The organism is Bradyrhizobium sp. LHD-71, from assembly GCF_031157255.1.
Classification (GTDB): Bacteria; Pseudomonadota; Alphaproteobacteria; order Rhizobiales; family Xanthobacteraceae; genus P52-10.
The window spans coordinates 22132-37990 of the sequence record NZ_JAVIFX010000049.1; the positions used below are offsets into that span (position 1 = coordinate 22132).

Annotated in this window: 12 protein-coding genes and 2 pseudogenes; 9 read left to right on the top strand and 5 right to left on the bottom strand. The window is 65.0% G+C overall.

Going from position 1 to position 15859, the window contains the following annotated elements:
- Positions 1-24: 24 nt before the first annotated feature.
- The 4 genes and pseudogenes from RCO31_RS33220 to RCO31_RS33230 all read left to right on the top strand — a co-directional run bounded on the left by RCO31_RS33220 (position 25) and on the right by RCO31_RS33230 (position 5121).
- On the top strand, positions 25-1587 hold the full coding sequence (locus tag RCO31_RS33220) for an efflux RND transporter periplasmic adaptor subunit (RefSeq protein ID WP_308972668.1): 1563 nt from the start codon (positions 25-27) through the stop codon (positions 1585-1587).
- A pseudogene (locus tag RCO31_RS33225) lies at positions 1584-4664 on the top strand (efflux RND transporter permease subunit); the annotation flags it as partial. The gene RCO31_RS33220 and the pseudogene RCO31_RS33225, both read left to right, overlap by 4 nt.
- Entirely contained in the window at positions 4631-4792 is a 162-nt protein-coding gene (locus RCO31_RS34825) for a hypothetical protein (RefSeq protein ID WP_374991570.1), read from the top strand. The pseudogene RCO31_RS33225 and the gene RCO31_RS34825, both read left to right, overlap by 34 nt.
- Before the next feature lie 29 nt (positions 4793-4821).
- The gene (locus tag RCO31_RS33230; RefSeq protein ID WP_308972670.1) at positions 4822-5121 is read left to right on the top strand and encodes a copper-binding protein; all 300 of its coding nucleotides are present in this window, start codon (positions 4822-4824) and stop codon (positions 5119-5121) included.
- A 128-nt stretch (positions 5122-5249) separates the two neighbouring features.
- Here RCO31_RS33230 and flgH read toward each other — a convergent pair whose 3' ends face one another.
- Genes flgH through flgF form a run of 4 tightly spaced genes read right to left on the bottom strand, consistent with a single transcriptional unit; the run spans position 5250 to position 8600 of the window.
- A complete protein-coding gene (gene flgH / locus RCO31_RS33235; RefSeq protein WP_308972682.1) occupies positions 5250-5963 on the bottom strand; it encodes a flagellar basal body L-ring protein FlgH in 714 nt (237 codons plus the stop codon).
- Between the two features lie 51 nt (positions 5964-6014).
- Positions 6015-7013 carry a flagellar basal body P-ring formation chaperone FlgA gene (flgA, locus tag RCO31_RS33240; protein ID WP_308972671.1) on the bottom strand — a complete coding sequence of 333 codons (999 nt, stop codon included), beginning with the start codon at positions 7011-7013 and terminating at the stop codon, positions 6015-6017.
- Positions 7014-7024: 11 nt separating this feature from the next.
- The gene (gene flgG / locus RCO31_RS33245) at positions 7025-7813 is read right to left on the bottom strand and encodes a flagellar basal-body rod protein FlgG (protein ID WP_308972672.1); all 789 of its coding nucleotides are present in this window, start codon (positions 7811-7813) and stop codon (positions 7025-7027) included.
- Between the two features lie 19 nt (positions 7814-7832).
- The gene (gene flgF, locus RCO31_RS33250) at positions 7833-8600 is read right to left on the bottom strand and encodes a flagellar basal-body rod protein FlgF (protein WP_308972673.1); all 768 of its coding nucleotides are present in this window, start codon (positions 8598-8600) and stop codon (positions 7833-7835) included.
- 362 nt (positions 8601-8962) lie between these two features.
- Here flgF and fliL point away from each other — a divergent pair, with 362 nt between their 5' ends.
- The 5 genes from fliL to RCO31_RS33275 all read left to right on the top strand — a co-directional run bounded on the left by fliL (position 8963) and on the right by RCO31_RS33275 (position 15581).
- A complete protein-coding gene (gene fliL / locus RCO31_RS33255; RefSeq protein WP_308972674.1) occupies positions 8963-9451 on the top strand; it encodes a flagellar basal body-associated protein FliL in 489 nt (162 codons plus the stop codon).
- Positions 9452-9471: 20 nt separating this feature from the next.
- On the top strand, positions 9472-10671 hold the full coding sequence (fliM, locus tag RCO31_RS33260; protein WP_308972675.1) for a flagellar motor switch protein FliM: 1200 nt from the start codon (positions 9472-9474) through the stop codon (positions 10669-10671).
- Positions 10668-11099 (top strand): DUF6468 domain-containing protein, encoded by a 432-nt coding sequence (locus RCO31_RS33265; RefSeq protein WP_308972676.1) that lies wholly within the window; start codon positions 10668-10670, stop codon positions 11097-11099. The genes fliM and RCO31_RS33265 overlap by 4 nt, the downstream gene beginning before the upstream one ends.
- Positions 11096-11872 (top strand): flagellar protein FlbB, encoded by a 777-nt coding sequence (locus RCO31_RS33270; RefSeq protein WP_308972677.1) that lies wholly within the window; start codon positions 11096-11098, stop codon positions 11870-11872. Before RCO31_RS33265 ends, RCO31_RS33270 begins: the two co-directional genes overlap by 4 nt.
- Positions 11873-12026: 154 nt before the next feature.
- On the top strand, positions 12027-15581 hold the full coding sequence (locus RCO31_RS33275; protein ID WP_308972678.1) for a tetratricopeptide repeat protein: 3555 nt from the start codon (positions 12027-12029) through the stop codon (positions 15579-15581).
- 170 nt (positions 15582-15751) lie between these two features.
- On the opposite strand, the pseudogene RCO31_RS33280 reads toward RCO31_RS33275, so the two are convergent.
- A pseudogene (locus RCO31_RS33280) lies at positions 15752-15859 on the bottom strand (IS630 family transposase); the annotation flags it as partial.

A 15859-nucleotide genomic window follows, 5' to 3' on the forward strand; every position in this document is an offset into this window, starting at 1 on the left:
CAACACATCCGAGGATCGAAGGTCATGAACAAGCAGAATCTGACGACGCTGGTCGGCGCCGCGGCCGCACTGGCAATCATCACTTTGGCGGGATTGTTCGCAGTCACGCACGGCGTCGCGGCGGATAAGCCGACCTGGCAAGCCGTCAGTGCGCAGGCCGGAGTCGGCAAGAATATTCGAATTGAAGTGAAGCTCGTCGGCATCGACCCACCGCCGCCCGCGGCCGACATCACCGTCACCAGAACCCGCATCGACATGGGTCCCGACGGTATGGAGACGATGGCGGCGCCGCTGAAGCCGCTGCCGACAACGACACCTGGCGTACTCGCATTCGAAACCGAGCTGGTGATGGCAGGTCGCTGGGCGTTCGCCATCACCGCCACCGTCAAGGGCAGGACAGAGCCGGTGAGCGGGACCGTTGTGTTCACGGCGACGGAGAAAAAATCAGAGGCGATGCCGCCTGAAAAGCGGGAAATCCTCTACTACCGCAATCCGATGGGTCTGGCGGATATCTCGAAGACACCCAAGAAAGACTCGATGGGCATGGACTACATCCCGGTCTATCGCGACGAGGTGCAGGGACCGCAGGGCGTGTTGCGTCTTGGGCCCGAGAAAATTCAGCGCTCAGGTGTCAGAACCGCGCCGGCGCAGCGTCAGGTGCTCAGCCGCACCGTGCGTGGCACCGGCACGGTGGTGCCGGACGAGACTCGCCTCTCGGTCGTCACCGCAAAATTCAGTGGATTCGTCGAAGAGCTTTACGTTCCGGCCACGGGCGAGCGCGTAAAGCAGGGCCAACCGCTGATGCGGGTCTGGATCGAGAGTCCGGAGATCCTGCAGAAGCAGGCCGACCTGACCGCGGCGCTGGCACCTGGTGCAGCGCGCAACGGTATCGACATCGACTCAGTGGAGCGAAACCTGCGCTTTTTCGGTTTCGACGCGGAGGCGATCGACACGGTTCGCAAGGCACGCCGTCCGCTGCGTGACGTGACGTTCAAGGTGCAACGCTCAGGCACCGTGCTCGACAAGCCCGCGATGGTCGGCATGCGTTTCGGCAGTGGCGACGTGCTGTTCAGGATGGCGGATCTGTCGCAGGTCTGGGTGAACGCGCAGATCGCCGAACGCGATCTGGCGGCGGTGAAGGTCGGCCAGAAGGCCTCCGTGACCCTGCAGGCTTATCCCGACCAGTCGTTCGCGGGTCGCGTCGGCCTGATCTATCCGGAGCTCAACGTTGCGACGCGTACGATTCCCGTTCGCATCGTGCTGCCCAATCCGGACGGCCGGCTGCTTTCCGGTCTCTATGCTGATGTCGCCATCGACGCTCATGCGGCCGATGGCGCCGTGGTCGTCATTCCGGAATCGGCAATCATCGACAGCGGCACGCGCAAGGTCGCGTTCGTCGCCAAGAACGAAGGCCGCTTCGAGCCGCGGGACCTTGTGCTCGGTGCGCGCGGCAACGGGGTGGTGGAGATCCGGAGCGGTATCGCCGAGAACGAAAGCGTGGTCACGTCGGGCAATTTCCTGATCGATGCCGAAAGCAATCTGAAAGCGGCGCTCACCGCGTTCACGTCCGGGCAGGCGGGCCAATGATCGCCCGGCTGATCCGCTGGTCGGCCGGAAATATCGTCCTGGTGCTGATCGGCGCAGCGTTTGCAACGCTTGTTGGAGTGTACGCGTTGACGCGAATTCCGCTCGACGCAATTCCCGACCTGTCGGATACGCAGGTGATCATCTACACGGAGTACCAGGGGCAGGCGCCGCAGGTCATCGAGGACCAGGTGACGTTTCCGCTGTCCACCGCCATGCTCAACGTGCCCCGCGCACGCGTGGTGCGGGGATTCTCGCAGTTTGGCGTGTCGTTCGTCTACGTTATCTTCGAGGACGGGACGGACATTTACTGGGCGCGCTCGCGGGTGCTCGAGTATCTGAACACGGCAGCGCAGCGCCTGCCTGCCGGCGTAACGCCCGGCATCGGTCCCGACGCCAGCGGAGTCGGCTGGGTGTATCAGTACGCGCTCACCGGCAAGGACCAGACTCTCGCCGAGCTGCGCGCGCTGCAGGACTGGCAGTTGCGGTTCGGTCTCGCCAGGGCAGACGGTGTGGCCGAGGTCGCCAGCGTCGGGGGATTCGTCAAGCAATATGCGGTGGTCATCGATCCGCGCCGGATGAAGACGCTCAACATCACGCTGCAGAACGTGCGCGATGCGGTGCGTGCGAGCAACATGGATGTTGGCGGCCGCACGATCGAACTGGCCGAGACCGAATTCATGATCCGCGGCCGCGGTTACGTGAAGAGCATCGCCGATCTCGAGGCCATCATGGTCAAGGCCGATGGAGGCACGCCGGTCCTTCTCAAGGACATTGCCCGCGTGGAACTGGCGCCTGAAGAACGGCGCGGCATCGCCGAGCTGAACGGCGATGGTGAGGCGGCGAGCGGCATCGCCTTGCAGCGCTACGGTGCGAATGCGCTCGACGTGATCGCCGGCGTGAAGGCTGCGTTGACGGAACTCAAGCCGAGCCTGCCCGCGGGCGTCGACGTGGTCGAGGTCTACGATCGCTCCGATCTCATCCATCGCGCGATCGCGACCCTCGGACGGACGCTGGCCGAGGAAAGCGTCATCGTCGCGCTGGTCTGCTTCGTCTTCCTGCTCCATGCGCGCAGTGCGATGGTTGCGATCATCACGCTGCCGATCGGCATCCTGATGGCAATGGCGGCCATGCATGCGCTCGGCATCGGCTCGAACATCATGAGTCTCGGCGGCATAGCCATTGCGATCGGCGCCATGGTCGATGCGTCCATCGTGATGGTGGAGAACGCGCACAAGCGGCTCGAGCAGGCCTCGCCCGGGGAGCCGCGCGAGCAGGTGCTGATACGCGCCGCGCAGGAGGTAGGGCCGGCGCTTTTCTTCAGCCTCCTGGTGATCACGGTTTCGTTCCTGCCGATCTTCGCGCTGGAGGCGCAGGAGGGGCGGTTGTTCAAGCCGCTCGCCTATACAAAGACGTTTGCGATGGCGGCGGCAGCGGTCCTCTCGGTCACGCTCGTGCCCGCCCTGATGCTGCTGTTCGTACGCGGCCGCATCACGCCGGAAGCGCGCAACCCGGTGAACCGCCTGCTGATCCGGCTTTATCGGCCGGTGATCCGCACGGTGCTCAAGGCAAAGGCCATCACGATCCTCGCTGCCGTCGTGTTGTTTGCGCTGTCGGTCATCCCATTGCAACGCATCGGCACCGAGTTCATGCCCAATCTCGATGAGGGGACGTTGTTCTATATGCCGACGACGCTGCCCGGGCTTTCGGTCACCAAGGCTGCCGAGCTGTTGCAGATGCAAGACCGGATCATCAAGTCGTTCCCGGAGGTCTCGTCCGTCTGGGGCAAGGCCGGCCGCGCCCAGACCGCGACCGATCCGGCCCCGATGGAGATGTTCGAGACCATCATCAACCTCAAGCCGCGGTCCGAGTGGCGACCCGGCATGAATCTTGAAAAGCTGACCGCCGAGATGGACGCTGCGCTGCAGTTTCCGGGCGTGAGCAACGCCTGGACGATGCCGATCAAGGCGCGCATCGACATGCTGTCGACCGGCATCCGCACGCCGGTCGGTGTCAAGATATTCGGACGCGATCTGCAGACCCTGGAAAGACTCGCGCGCGAGGTCGAGACGGCCTTGCGCCGCGTTCCGGGCACGTCGAGCGCCTATGCCGAGCGCGTCAACAGTGGTTACTTTCTCGAGATCGTGCCCAATCGCGACCGCATTGCGCGCTATGGCCTCGGTATCGAGGACGTGCAGAAAACCATTTCCATGGCGATCGGCGCCGAGGTCGTGACGACGACGGTAGAGGGACGCGAGCGTTACGGCGTGGTGATGCGCTACCCGCGTGACGTGCGCAGCGATCCCGATGCCATTGCCGCAGAGGTGCTGGTGTCGCTGCCCAACGGCGCCGCGGTGCCGCTCGGTGCGCTCGCCGACATCCGGCGCACGCAGGGCCCGACCTCCATTCGCACCGAGGATGGCCAGCTGGTGGTCTATGTCTATGTCGACATTCGCGACCGCGACCTTGGCGGCTATGTCGATGAAGCGCGAAAAGTGGTGGCTGACGCCGTGCCCCTGCCGCCGGGCACCTTCATCGCCTGGAGCGGGCAGTTCGAGTATCTGCAGCGGGCGGCCGAACGCCTTGCCGTCGTCATCCCTGCCACGTTGCTGGTCATCTTTCTGCTGCTGTACCTGAATTTCCGCCGCCTGACCGAGACGCTGATCGTCATGCTGTCGCTGCCGTTCTCCTTGATCGGCGGGCTGTGGCTGATGAACTGGATGGGATTCAACTTCAGCGTTGCGGCAGCGGTCGGGTTCGTCGCGCTCGCGGGCGTCGCGGCGGAGACCGGCGTCATCATGCTGATCTATCTCGATCACGCCTTGCGGGACAGGCTCCGGCAATGCGCGGCGGAAGGCCGCTTGTGGGAAACGCGCGATCTGCATCTCGCCATCATGGACGGGGCGGTCGAACGCGTTCGACCGAAGATGATGACGGTCGTGGCCATCATGGCCGGGCTGCTGCCGATCCTTTGGAGTACCGGTGTCGGGTCTGAAGTGATGCAGCGCATCGCGGTGCCGATGATCGGCGGCATGGTGTCGTCGACATTGCTGACGCTGGTCGTGATTCCGGCGATCTACGCACTGATCAAGAGCAGGGCGCCGGCGATCTCGTCTGGAAGTTCACCACGGCCGGCGAGTTCGAGTTCGGCTGCTTGATACCCGATCATCGCGAGGCCGGGATGATCGGCACGATCATCGACAAGTAGCGTTGAAGTCCCATGGAAAGGAAAGTCAAATGACCGCACGTCTCAAGCTTCTCGCTGTATCGACCGCAATCACTCTCGGCGTCTCCTCCGTGGCTTTCGGCCAGGCGGCGACCGTCGACGGTTCGGTCGAGAAGATCGACCAGGCGGGCGGCAAGCTGACCCTCAAGCATGGGCCGATCAAGAACCTCGATATGGATGCGATGACGATGGTGTTTCGCGTCCAGGATCCGGCGATGCTCAAGAAGGTGAAAGTTGGCCAGAAGGTCAGGTTCGAGGCCGGCCGCGTGAACGGACAGATCACCGTCACCCGCATCGACCCAGTCAAATAGCGGCGGCTTCGCCGCTCCGGCGCAGGAACGCGGACGGCCTCCGTCAGGGGAGCTGACGGAGGCCGCCTTGCGTCGCCAGGGCCGCGCTCGCGAGACGCGGTTCTGGCGTGGGAGCTCTTTTATTAGGCTCAGAACGGCAGCAGCACGTCGAGCACCTGCTGGCCATAGCGCGGCTGCTGCACGTCGGTGATCTGGCCGCGGCCGCCATAGGCGATGCGCGCCTGGGCGATCTTGGCCGAGTCGATGGTGTTGTCGCTCTGGATGTCCTCCGGTCGCACGATGCCGGCGACGATCAACTCGCGAACCTCGAAGTTGACGCGGATCTCCTGTCGGCCCTCGACCACGAGGTTGCCGTTGGGCAGGATCTGCGTGACCACGGCGGCGACGTTGGTCTGCAACGCTTCGTGCCGGTTGACCGACCCTTTGCCGTCGCTCTGCGCGGTGGAGTCGGCGGCGAGAATCTTGCCGGGCATCACCAGCGCGGCGCTGCCGCTCAGGAGCTTGCTGCCGGCGAAGTCGCTGATGCCGGCATCCTCCTTGTTGGTGCGGCTGCGCTTGGTCTCATTGTCGAACGTCGCCCTGTCGGTGATGTTGACCTGGACGGTGAGCAGATCGCCGACTTGCCGCGCGCGCTGGTCCTTGAAGAAGGCGCGGGAGCCGTTGCGCCAGAGCGAGTTCGGGCTGTAGCTCGCGGCCTGCGGCGCCGGCATCGGCATCTGTACGGGTTTATAGCCCGGCTGCGTCGTCGGATTTTCGATTGCCGACAGCGCCGGCCTCTCGCCGATCGCCGACAGCCGCTCGATCGACGAGCACCCGCCGGTCGCCGCCGCTAGACCCAGCATGCTGGCGGTGGTGAGGAGACGCAGCTTCGATTGAACGCGGGACATGACACTTTACTCTGCGGTTCGAGGGGTGCTCGCAGGCGCGCCCTGCGACAGCTGTGCGGTGAGGCGTGGCGTAACGGCGGACATGGTCACCTGGCCGGGTCCTGTGACCGTGCCTTGCACGGTGCGCTTGGACTGCAGGTTCGTCACGCTGACGGTGTCGCCTTCGGCGCCCCCGTCGATCGCCTTGCCGCGCATCGTCAGATAGATGCCGGGCGTCTCGTAGATGAGCGTCACGTTCTGGTCGCGCTGCACGAGGTCGGCCTTGGCAAGATCGGCCATGCGCAGCAGGGCGCCGGCGCGCACGCTTTTGCGAAGCTGCATGCCGATGGCGCGCGCGCGCAGCGCGTGATCGAAGCCTGCTTCCGCCTTGGGACGGCGCTCGATCACGACGTCGGCGCTGCTCAGGATTTCGCCGCGCTCGACGGTTCTGGTGACGACCGCCGCTTCGACGGTTTCGATCGCGGTGCCGGTGAAGCGCAGCCGGGTCGGCGCGCCGACGTCACGCGCCACCTCGAACGTCACGTCGAAGCGCGCGTTGCGCGGATTGTAACGGGCAGCGAGCGGCGTGAGCCCGCCACCGTGATCGGCGTCGAGCTGGATCGCGCGCACGTCGCGGTCGAAGGTCAGCATCAGGCTTGCAGCGTCGCCAAGGCCGTTGCGGCCTGCGAGGGCGCGTGCCACGTCGGTCTCGATCTGCTTCTGCGACAGCGTGCGTGCCTCACGCGTCACTATGACCTCGCGGATGTCGCCGGTGGCAACCCCGATGACATTGTGTGCGCGCATCGCCTCGATCACCTGTGCTACCGGCACCGCGCCGGCGGTGCCGAGATCGGGTGCGCGGAACAGGGCGATGTGCGCCGCGTCGCCCGGCTGGTCGACGAAGTCGCCGACCCGGACAAGTTCGCTGCTGACGCTGACGTTGGCGCGCAGCGTCGGCGCGGTCTGCGCGAAGGCCGCCGACAGCGTTCCGAGAACGATCGTGGGAAGGAGCAGGATTCGAAGCATGAGCCTCTCCGTCAGCGCATCATCGCGGTGGTGGACTGCAACATCTGGTCGGTCGCGCTGATGACCTTGGCGTTCATCTCGTAGGCGCGCTGGGCCGCAATCAGGTCGGAAATCTCCGACACCGCCTCGACGTTGGCCTGTTCGAGGTTGCCTTGCAGCAGATCGCCGAAGCCGGTCTGGCCGCCGAGGCCGTTCTGCGGCGCGCCGGAGGCGGGGGTCTCCAGGTAAAGGTTGTCGCCGATCGACTGCAGGCCGGCCTTGTTGATGAACATCGACAGTTCGATCTGGCCGATCTGCGTCGGCGTCGTCGTGCCGGCCGGCGTCACCGACACCGTGCCCTGGGCGTTGATGGTGATGCCGGTCGAGTTCTGCGGAATGGTGATGCCCGGCTGGATCAGGTAGCCCTGCGAGGTGACGAGACGACCCTGCGGGTCCATGTTGAACGAGCCGTCGCGGGTGTAGGCGATGCGCCCGTCGGGCAGCGTTACCTGGAAGAAACCTTCGCCGCGGATCGCGACGTCGAGATCCTTCGAGGTCGGCACCATGCTGCCCTGGCTCATCACCCGCGGGGTGCCGGCAGTGCGCACGCCCGAACCAATCTCGATGCCGACCGGCAGCACAGTCCCCTGGTCGGACGTTTGCGTGCCGACGCGGCTGACCTTCTCGTACAGCAGGTCCTGAAACTCGGCCCGCTGCTTCTTGTAGCCGGTGGTGCGCATATTGGCGATGTTGTTGGAGATGACCTGGACGTTGAGTTCCTGGGCCATCATTCCGGTCGCCGCGGTGTGAAGTGCGCGCATCGCTAAGTCTCCTCAGGGCTCAGGCCGGAACGTCGGCAAGGCGTTCGATCGACGACTTGCGGACCTCGTTGAGCTGCTGGATCACGTTGGTGATGCCGGTGTAGGCGCGCATCACCTCGATCATCTTCGCCATCTCCGCGACGCCGTTGACGTTCGACTTCTCGATCGCGCCCTGGCGCACGCCGGCGCGGACGGCGGCCTGCGCGACCGTCCCCTCCGGTGCGGCGAACAGGTTGGCGCCCTGCTTCTGCAAGGTGTGCGGCTGCTCGAAGTTGACGAGCCGCAGCCTGCCGCGCGTCGACTCGACGTTGGTGTTGTTGCCCTCACGCACGGTGATGGTGCCGTCGCGGGCGACCGAAATGTCCTGGTCGCCGGGCTGGAAGGTGATGGGCCCGTTGGTGCCGATCACCTGATCGCCATCGTTGGTGACGAGCTGGCCTGTCGCGTTGATCTGGAACGCGCCGTTGCGGGTGTAGCGCTCGGCGCCATTTGCCTGCACGACGAAGAAGGCGTTGCCGTCCAGCGCCATGTCGAGCGGGTTGCCGGTGCGCTCGACCGGACCCTGGCCGAAATCATGGACGGTCGCGCGGTCCTGCACGAAGCTGAGGCGACGGTCGTTGCCGGTGAACGCGTCGTTGCGCGCCGGCGAGCGGAGATATTCCTCGAACAAAGCCTTGTCGGCCTTGAAGCCGGTGGTGGTGACGTTCGCGATGTTGTTCGCCACGACGCCGAGCTGGCGTTCGAGCGCGACCTGCCGCGATAGTCCGACGAGAAGCGTATTCTCCATCGGCTCGATCTCCCCTGATGCGAACGGACTGGCTCTCCCAAGCCGGTTCCGTCCTTCGCGCCGCAGGCTCTCCCAAGCCCGCTGCTCACAGGTCCATCAGCGAAAGCCGTGCCAGTTTCAAAAGGCGTGCAAGATCATGCGGTTGCGCGATCAGGAGGGCGCCGCGACGCCCGGCAATAAGGAATTATTGACCATGTGTGTCGGCAAATTTTTCCTACCTTGAGCAATGAATTAAAGGTTCCATTAACCATTGCGGCCCTAGCGTCACCGCATCAAGGCGCGAATGCGCCGGCGGCGTTTGTACTGCGTTGAGCCTGACTGGCGGGATCGGGCCTGTCCGAATTTTTCGGATCGGGGCGGGCATGGCGGACAACGAACAGACTGACGACGCCGAAAGCGGTGCCGCTTCCGGCGGCAGGCGCAAGCTCATCATGATCGCTGCGGCCGTGATCGTGCTGCTCGGCGGGGCCGCCGGCGGTTATGTCCTGCTGTTCGCCAGAAACGGCGTGCCGGAAAAGACGGCGGAGCTGCCGCCGCCGGCGAAGCCGCTGTTCGTCGAGATGCCGGATCTGCTCGTCAACATGAGCACTCAGCCCGGCGAACGCACGCAATACCTGAAGATCAAGCTCGTCCTTGAAGTGAAGGATCAGCCGCTGGTCGCGCAGATCCAGCCGAATATTCCGCGCATGGTCGACATCTTCCAGTCCTACCTGCGCGAGATGCGTCCCGCGGACCTGAACGGCTCCGCCGGGATGTTCCGGCTGAAGGAAGAGCTGACACGGCGCGTCAACACCACCATCGCTCCGCACCAGGTGAGCGCGGTGCTGTTCAAGGAGATCCTGGTCCAATGACGCGGGCGGGCTGAACGATCATGGCGGGCGGGGATAATGTCGACCAGGATGCACTTGCCGAGCAGTGGGGCGCATCCCTCGACCAGGAGGATCCGGAAGCTGCGGCAGCGGAAGCCGCCGCCAACGAGCTGTCCGAGGCCATGGCCGAGCAATGGGCCGCCATGGTTGATGACGGCAGCCGGAACCTGTCCAACAGGGCCTCCGCTGAACGCGTTCTGTCGCAGGAGGAAATCGACAACCTGCTCGGCTTCAGTGTCGGCGAGGTCAACCTCGACGACAATTCCGGCATTCGCGCCATCATCGACTCGGCGATGGTGTCTTATGAGCGCCTGCCGATGCTGGAAATCGTCTTCGACCGCCTGGTGCGGCTGATGACGACCTCGCTGCGCAACTTCACCTCGGACAACGTCGAAGTCTCGCTCGACCGCATCACCTCGGTGCGTTTCGGCGACTACATGAACTCCATACCGCTGCCGGCAGTGCTGGCCGTGTTCAAGGCGGAGGAGTGGGAGAATTTCGGGCTCGCCACGGTCGACTCCAGCCTGATCTATTCGATGATCGACGTGCTGCTCGGCGGACGCCGCGGCCAGACCTCGCTGCGCATCGAGGGCAGGCCTTACACCACGATCGAAACAAACCTCGTCAAGCGCTTGATCGAAGTGGTGCTTGCCGACACCGAGCAGGCGTTCCGGCCGCTGTCGCCGGTGACGCTGACGATCGACCGGCTGGAGACGAACCCGCGTTTTGCCGCGATCAGCCGCCCGGCCAATGCCGCCATCCTGGTGCGCCTGCGCATCGACATGGAGGACCGCGGCGGCAACGTCGAGCTCCTGCTTCCGTATGCGACCATCGAACCGATCCGCAACGTGCTGTTGCAGATGTTCATGGGCGAAAAGTTCGGACGCGATCCGATCTGGGAAGGGCACCTTGCGACCGAGATCGGCAAGGCGCAGATCGCGGTCGATGCCGTGCTGTACGAGGCGGAGATCCCGTTGCGCCAGCTGATGAAACTCGAAGTGGGCGACACGTTGCCGCTGGAGGTGCGTCCCGACGCGCTGGTGTCGGTGCGCCGCGGTGCGGTCACGCTCACGGAAGGCCGCATGGGTCGTGTCGGCGACCGCGTCGCGATCCGTGTCACCAAGCCGTTGCGCAAGCCGCACACGACCTACGCGATGTTCGAGAAAGCCGACGAGACCACCAAGATGATGGAGGCGCAATGAACCCGACCTTCGGACTTGTGATCGAAAGCCTGGTTGCAGCTTTGCTATTGCTGACAATCTGTTATTGCATCCTGCTGAACAAGCGGCTGAAACTGCTGCGCGCCGACGAGCAGTCGCTGAAGGCGACGATCGGCGAACTCATCACCGCCACCGAAATCGCCGAGCGTGCGATCGCCGGACTGAAGCTGACCGTGCGCGAATGCAACGACAATCTCGGCGGCCAGCTTGCGACGGCGTCGGACATGTGCGACCGCCTCGGCAAGCACGTGCAGACGGGTGAAACCGTGCTGCATCGCCTGTCGCGTATCGCCATCGCGGCGCGGGCGCAGCCGGAGACGACGGAGCCTCGGTCGAAGAGCGCCAAGGCCATCGTCGCCGCAGCGGAAGCCTTCACCGAGCGAACGAGGGCGAACGGTCTCGCCGCATGAAACGCCGCCGCGACTTTCGCCTGATCCCGATCCTGCTGATCGCCATCGCCTGTCTCTCGGTGCTGAAGATCGCGGGCCTGCTGCTCGACGGCGGCTATGTGCTGGTGGACGAGGGGCGGAGGCAACAGCTCCCTCAAAAGCTGTCATGGGCGCAGGAGACGCTGAACTATCCCGTGCCGGGCGGAAAGGTCGAGACGATCGAGGTGACGGGCTCGGTGGACGCGCCGAAGAAGGACGCGCCGGCACAGGATCCGGCAAAAGGTTCGAGCGAAGCACGCCCCACCGAAGCCGTGGTGCCCGGCCAGATGTCTCCGACCGAACGCGCGGTGCTGGAGCGATTGCAGGAGCGGCGGCAGGAGCTGGAGGCCCGCGCACGCGAGGTGGACATCCGCGAGAGCCTGTTGAAGGCGGCCGAGAAGCGCATCGGAGAGAAGGTCGACGAGATGAAGGGCGTGGAGACGCGCATCTCGGCGGCGGCGCAGCAGAAGGAAGAAGCCGACAACGCGCGCTTCAAGGGCATCGTCACGATGTACGAGAACATGAAGCCGAAGGACGCGGGGCGGATCTTCGATCGGCTCGACATGTCGGTGCTGATCGAGGTCGCGTCGCGGATGAAGCCGCAGAAGATGTCGGACATCCTGGCGCAGATGTCGCCCGAGGCGGCCGAAAAGCTGACGGTCGAGCTGGCGCGCCGCTCCGGCGGTATCGGCATGTCGGCTTCCATGTCGTCGCTGCCGAAGATCGAGGGCAGGCCGGCGAACGGCGCGCCGTGATCGTCGAACTCACTCCTGGACGCCGTGGTCATGGGTCCCTGCTTTCGCAGGGACGACCGAGTGAGCGTCGTTAACAAAAGCTTAAGCGCGCGACTCTAGGGTCTGTGCTGCAGGCGGCGGCGATAGCGCCATCAATGCAAGTAGATACGTCAGCATGACGCGTGGGGGTCGTGGCGAATCCTGGTCGTGCGCTCGCTTCAATGCGGGCGCGCTTGCGCGTGCGTTCAGCAAGTCCCGTCTGGCCGGCTTTGCCCTCATCGCGGCGGGATGTCTCTTTGCAGCATCGGCGACGGCTCAGGTGACCGCGGCGCCGCCGACCAAGGGGACCGCGACGCTCACAAAATCCGGCGATTACGCGCGCCTGCTCATCAAGCTGCAGCGGCAGGTCGAGGCCGAGGTGCGCACCTCCGGCTCCATCGTCATCGTGCGCTTCGCGCAGGCGGTCGATGTCAATGTCGACAAGCTGTGGGAAGCTGCGCCCGAGTTCGTCAGCTCGGCGCGGACCGATCCCGACGGCAGCGCCATCAGGCTTGCGCTATCGCGCAAGGCGACCCCGAGCGTGATGGTGGCGGGCGAACGCCTGTTCATCGATTTCCTGCCCGATACCTGGACCGGCCCACCCCCGGCATTGCCGCCGGACGTCATCAAGGAGCTGGCCGAGCGGGCGAGGGCGGCCGAGAAGCTGCTGCAGCAGCGCGAGGCGGCGCTCGCAGCATCGAAGCGCCCGCCGATCCGCGTTCGTGCATCGAACCAGCCGACCTTCACACGCTACGTGTTCGAATTGCCGGAAGGCACGGGGGTCTCGACGATCCTGAACAAGGAGCGGTTGACGCTGAACTTCGATTCCGGCGTCTCGTTCGACCTTGCGGATGCGAAAGTCGCGGCAGCGCCGAACATCACGTCGATTACGCAGAAGATCGATGGCGAAACCACTGTCGTCGATTTCACCCTGATCGGCGACGCGGACGTTCACTCCTTTCGGGAGGAGAGGAACTACATCGTCGACATCGGCCTGGTCAGGGATCAGCCGAAAAGCGATCCACTGAAGCCGCAGGCGCAAGCGCCGCCACAGTCGCCTCCCTCGCAGCCTGCCGGCAAGGTCGGCGGTCCCGAAGTCGCCGCCGCAGTCACTTCACCCGCGAAGCCCGTGCAGGTCGAGGCCGCACCGGTCCCGGTTGTGCCGCTGACGCTTGAACGCACCGAGGTCAAGCCCGACGCGGCGACGAAGAAACTCGCCCTGGCCAGCGCCGATCAGAGCGCACCGCTGATCACCGGCGATTCCACCGCGATCACGGTCCAGCGCAACAGTGAGCAATTGCGGCTGACGATCCCGTTTTTCGCTCCCACACCGGCGGCCGTCTTCACGCGGTCGGATGCGCTGTGGATGGTGTTCGACAGCGAGGCGCCGCTCGACGTCAGCCAGATCGATCGCGATGGCGGGCCGATCGTTCGCGACGTGCTGCGCATCCCGCTCCCACACGGGCAGGCCATCCGCCTCCGCCTCAACCGTCCGCAACTCGTCAGCGTGTCCGGTGAGGGACATTCCTGGGTGGTGCATGCGGCCGACGTTTCGCTGTCGCTGCCGCAGCCGCTGACTGCGCTTCGCAACATCGCCGAACCGGCACGCGCCAGCGTGACGGTGCCGCTGGCAGGGCCCGGGCGATTGCATCGACTTATGGATCCCGACGCGGGCGATGCGGTGCTTGCAGTTACGGCGTCCCTGCCGGCGCGCGGTTTCGTCAAGCGGCAGGATTTCGTGGAGTTCGCGTTGCTCGGCACCGTGCACGGGGTGGCGGTGCAATTGAAATCCGACGACGTGCAGGCCGAGCTCGCGCCGGACAAGCTGGTGATCGGGCGTCCCGGTGGGTTGACGCTGTCGGCGGCGGAGATGTCGGGCGAAGGGACGACGGCTGCGGCGAAGACGCTGCTCGACGTGCCGACCTGGCGCGACGACCGCGCGGGCAATTTCATTCAGCGCCGTGACGAGCTTTGGGCGGCGGCGGCGCAATCGGCCACGGAGGACCGCATCGACGCGCGGCTTGACCTGGCCCGGTTCTATCTGGCGAACGGCTTCTATCCGGAGGCCCGCGCGGTCATCGACGCATTCCTCCGCGACGAGCCGCAGGCCGAGGAAGATTCCAACCTGCTCATCGTCCGGGCGCTGGCGAGCATTCTGTCGGGCGCGCCGGAGGAGGGACTTAAAGGTCTGGCGAACCCCGCCGTGGGCACCGGCTACGACTCGCGCCTTTGGCGGGCCATGGCGCATGCGCGCCTCGGCAAATGGACGGAGGCGCGCGAGCTGTTCAAGGGCGTCGATTTCGCGATCGGCGCGCTGCCGCTGGAATTGCAGCGCGTCGCAATCGTCGACGCGCTGCGCGCCTCGCTCGAAGTCCGCGACTATGCCGGCGTCTCGAGCCGCTTCAACGAGCTCGACATCGTCGGTGTCGCGCCGGACCAGCAAGGCTATCTGGCGCTGCTGCGCGGGCGGATGGCGCAGGCGCTCGGCCGCGAGAAGGATGCGCTGACTGAATACCGCAAAGCGATTGCGTCGCCGGATCGCATTTCAGCGTCGGAAGCAAAGCTTTATGAGGTCGAGCTTGCCCTGAAGCGCGGCGAGATGACGAACGAACAGGCGCTGGCGGACCTGGAGACGCTTGCCGTCACCTGGCGCGGAGATGCCGTCGAGATCAAGACGCTGCAACTGCTGGCGCGCCTTTACGAAAAGGAAGGCCGCTTTCGCGACGCCTTGATGGCGGCGCGCACAGCCACAAGCCTGCAGCCTGATGCGGACGTGACGCGGCAGATGCAGGATGACGCGTCAGCGCTGTTCGCGCAGCTCTTCATCAGCGAGCGGTCCGACATCATGGCGCCGGTGCAGGCGCTGGCGCTGTTCTACGAATTCCGCGAATTGACGCCGATCGGACGGCGCGGCGACGAGATGATACGCCGCCTGGCGGATCGGCTCGTCGCGGTCGACCTGCTCGATCAGGCGGCCGAGCTTCTGCAGTACCAGGTCGATCATCGGCTGGAAGGTTCGGCGCGCGCGCACGTCGCCTCGCGCCTGGCGATGATCTATCTCACCAACCGCAAGCCTGACCGCGCGCTGGCTGCGCTGCGGGCCACACGCATTGCCGATCTTGCCGGCGAATTGCGACAGCAGCGGCTGCTGCTCGAGGCGCGCGCGCAAAGCGATGTTGGCCGGCACGAGCTTGCGCTCGACATCATCTCCAATCTGGCGGGACCTGAAGCGATCCGTCTGCGCTCCGACATCCACTGGGCTGCGCGGCGATGGCGCGAGTCCTCCGAGCAGCTCGAGCTGCTCTACGGCGAACGCTGGAAGGACTTTGCGCCGCTTTCTGCGCAGGAAAAGTCTGACATCGTTCGCGCCGCGATCGGATATTCGCTGTCCGACGACGGCATCGGCCTGCACCGCCTGAAGGAGAAATACGCGGCCAAACTGGCGGAAGCCGACGACCGTGCGGCGTTTGACGCCGCAACGAAACTCGCCACCGCCAACAGCGCCGATTTCGCGACGATCGCGCGCATGGCCGCCGCGGTAGATACCCTCGACGGCTTCCTGCGCGTCATGCGCCAGCGCTTCCCGGACTCTTCACGACCGCCGTCTCAAGCCGCAGCAAAGACGGACCCGAGCCCGACCGCCGGGCTGCCGGCGATCAAGGGGCTGAGGCGTGCGGAGGCGGGGCGCTAGTGTCCCGAATCCGAAGTTCGCTATGCTTTGCAGCGAGCTCAGAGCGAACTTCGGCTTCGATCAGGACACTAGCAAATTTATGATTCTAGTGTCGTTTATGGATCAGAAATTCGCACGTTGGACTCGCGGCAACGATGGTGCGAATTTCTGATCCACGACACTAGAGCATTTCACATTTTGACTGAAGCGTAACCGGCGTTGGCGAAGTAGTTGGCGCATTCGCGAGGCTGGATCGCCTCGCCGAGGTTGCCGATATGGCGCCAAGTGTCCTCGACGGT

Excerpts from the sequence above, each read along its gene's own strand:
- RCO31_RS33220 (WP_308972668.1), top strand. The coding sequence starts at position 25 with ATGAACAAGCAGAATCTGACGACGCTGGTCGGCGCCGCGGCCGCACTG.
- RCO31_RS33230 (WP_308972670.1), top strand. The coding sequence starts at position 4,822 with ATGACCGCACGTCTCAAGCTTCTCGCTGTATCGACCGCAATCACTCTC.
- flgH (WP_308972682.1), bottom strand. The coding sequence starts at position 5,963 with ATGCTGGGTCTAGCGGCGGCGACCGGCGGGTGCTCGTCGATCGAGCGG.
- flgA (WP_308972671.1), bottom strand. The coding sequence starts at position 7,013 with ATGCTTCGAATCCTGCTCCTTCCCACGATCGTTCTCGGAACGCTGTCG.
- flgG (WP_308972672.1), bottom strand. The coding sequence starts at position 7,813 with ATGCGCGCACTTCACACCGCGGCGACCGGAATGATGGCCCAGGAACTC.
- flgF (WP_308972673.1), bottom strand. The coding sequence starts at position 8,600 with ATGGAGAATACGCTTCTCGTCGGACTATCGCGGCAGGTCGCGCTCGAA.
- fliL (WP_308972674.1), top strand. The coding sequence starts at position 8,963 with ATGGCGGACAACGAACAGACTGACGACGCCGAAAGCGGTGCCGCTTCC.
- fliM (WP_308972675.1), top strand. The coding sequence starts at position 9,472 with ATGGCGGGCGGGGATAATGTCGACCAGGATGCACTTGCCGAGCAGTGG.
- RCO31_RS33265 (WP_308972676.1), top strand. The coding sequence starts at position 10,668 with ATGAACCCGACCTTCGGACTTGTGATCGAAAGCCTGGTTGCAGCTTTG.
- RCO31_RS33270 (WP_308972677.1), top strand. The coding sequence starts at position 11,096 with ATGAAACGCCGCCGCGACTTTCGCCTGATCCCGATCCTGCTGATCGCC.
- RCO31_RS33275 (WP_308972678.1), top strand. The coding sequence starts at position 12,027 with ATGACGCGTGGGGGTCGTGGCGAATCCTGGTCGTGCGCTCGCTTCAAT.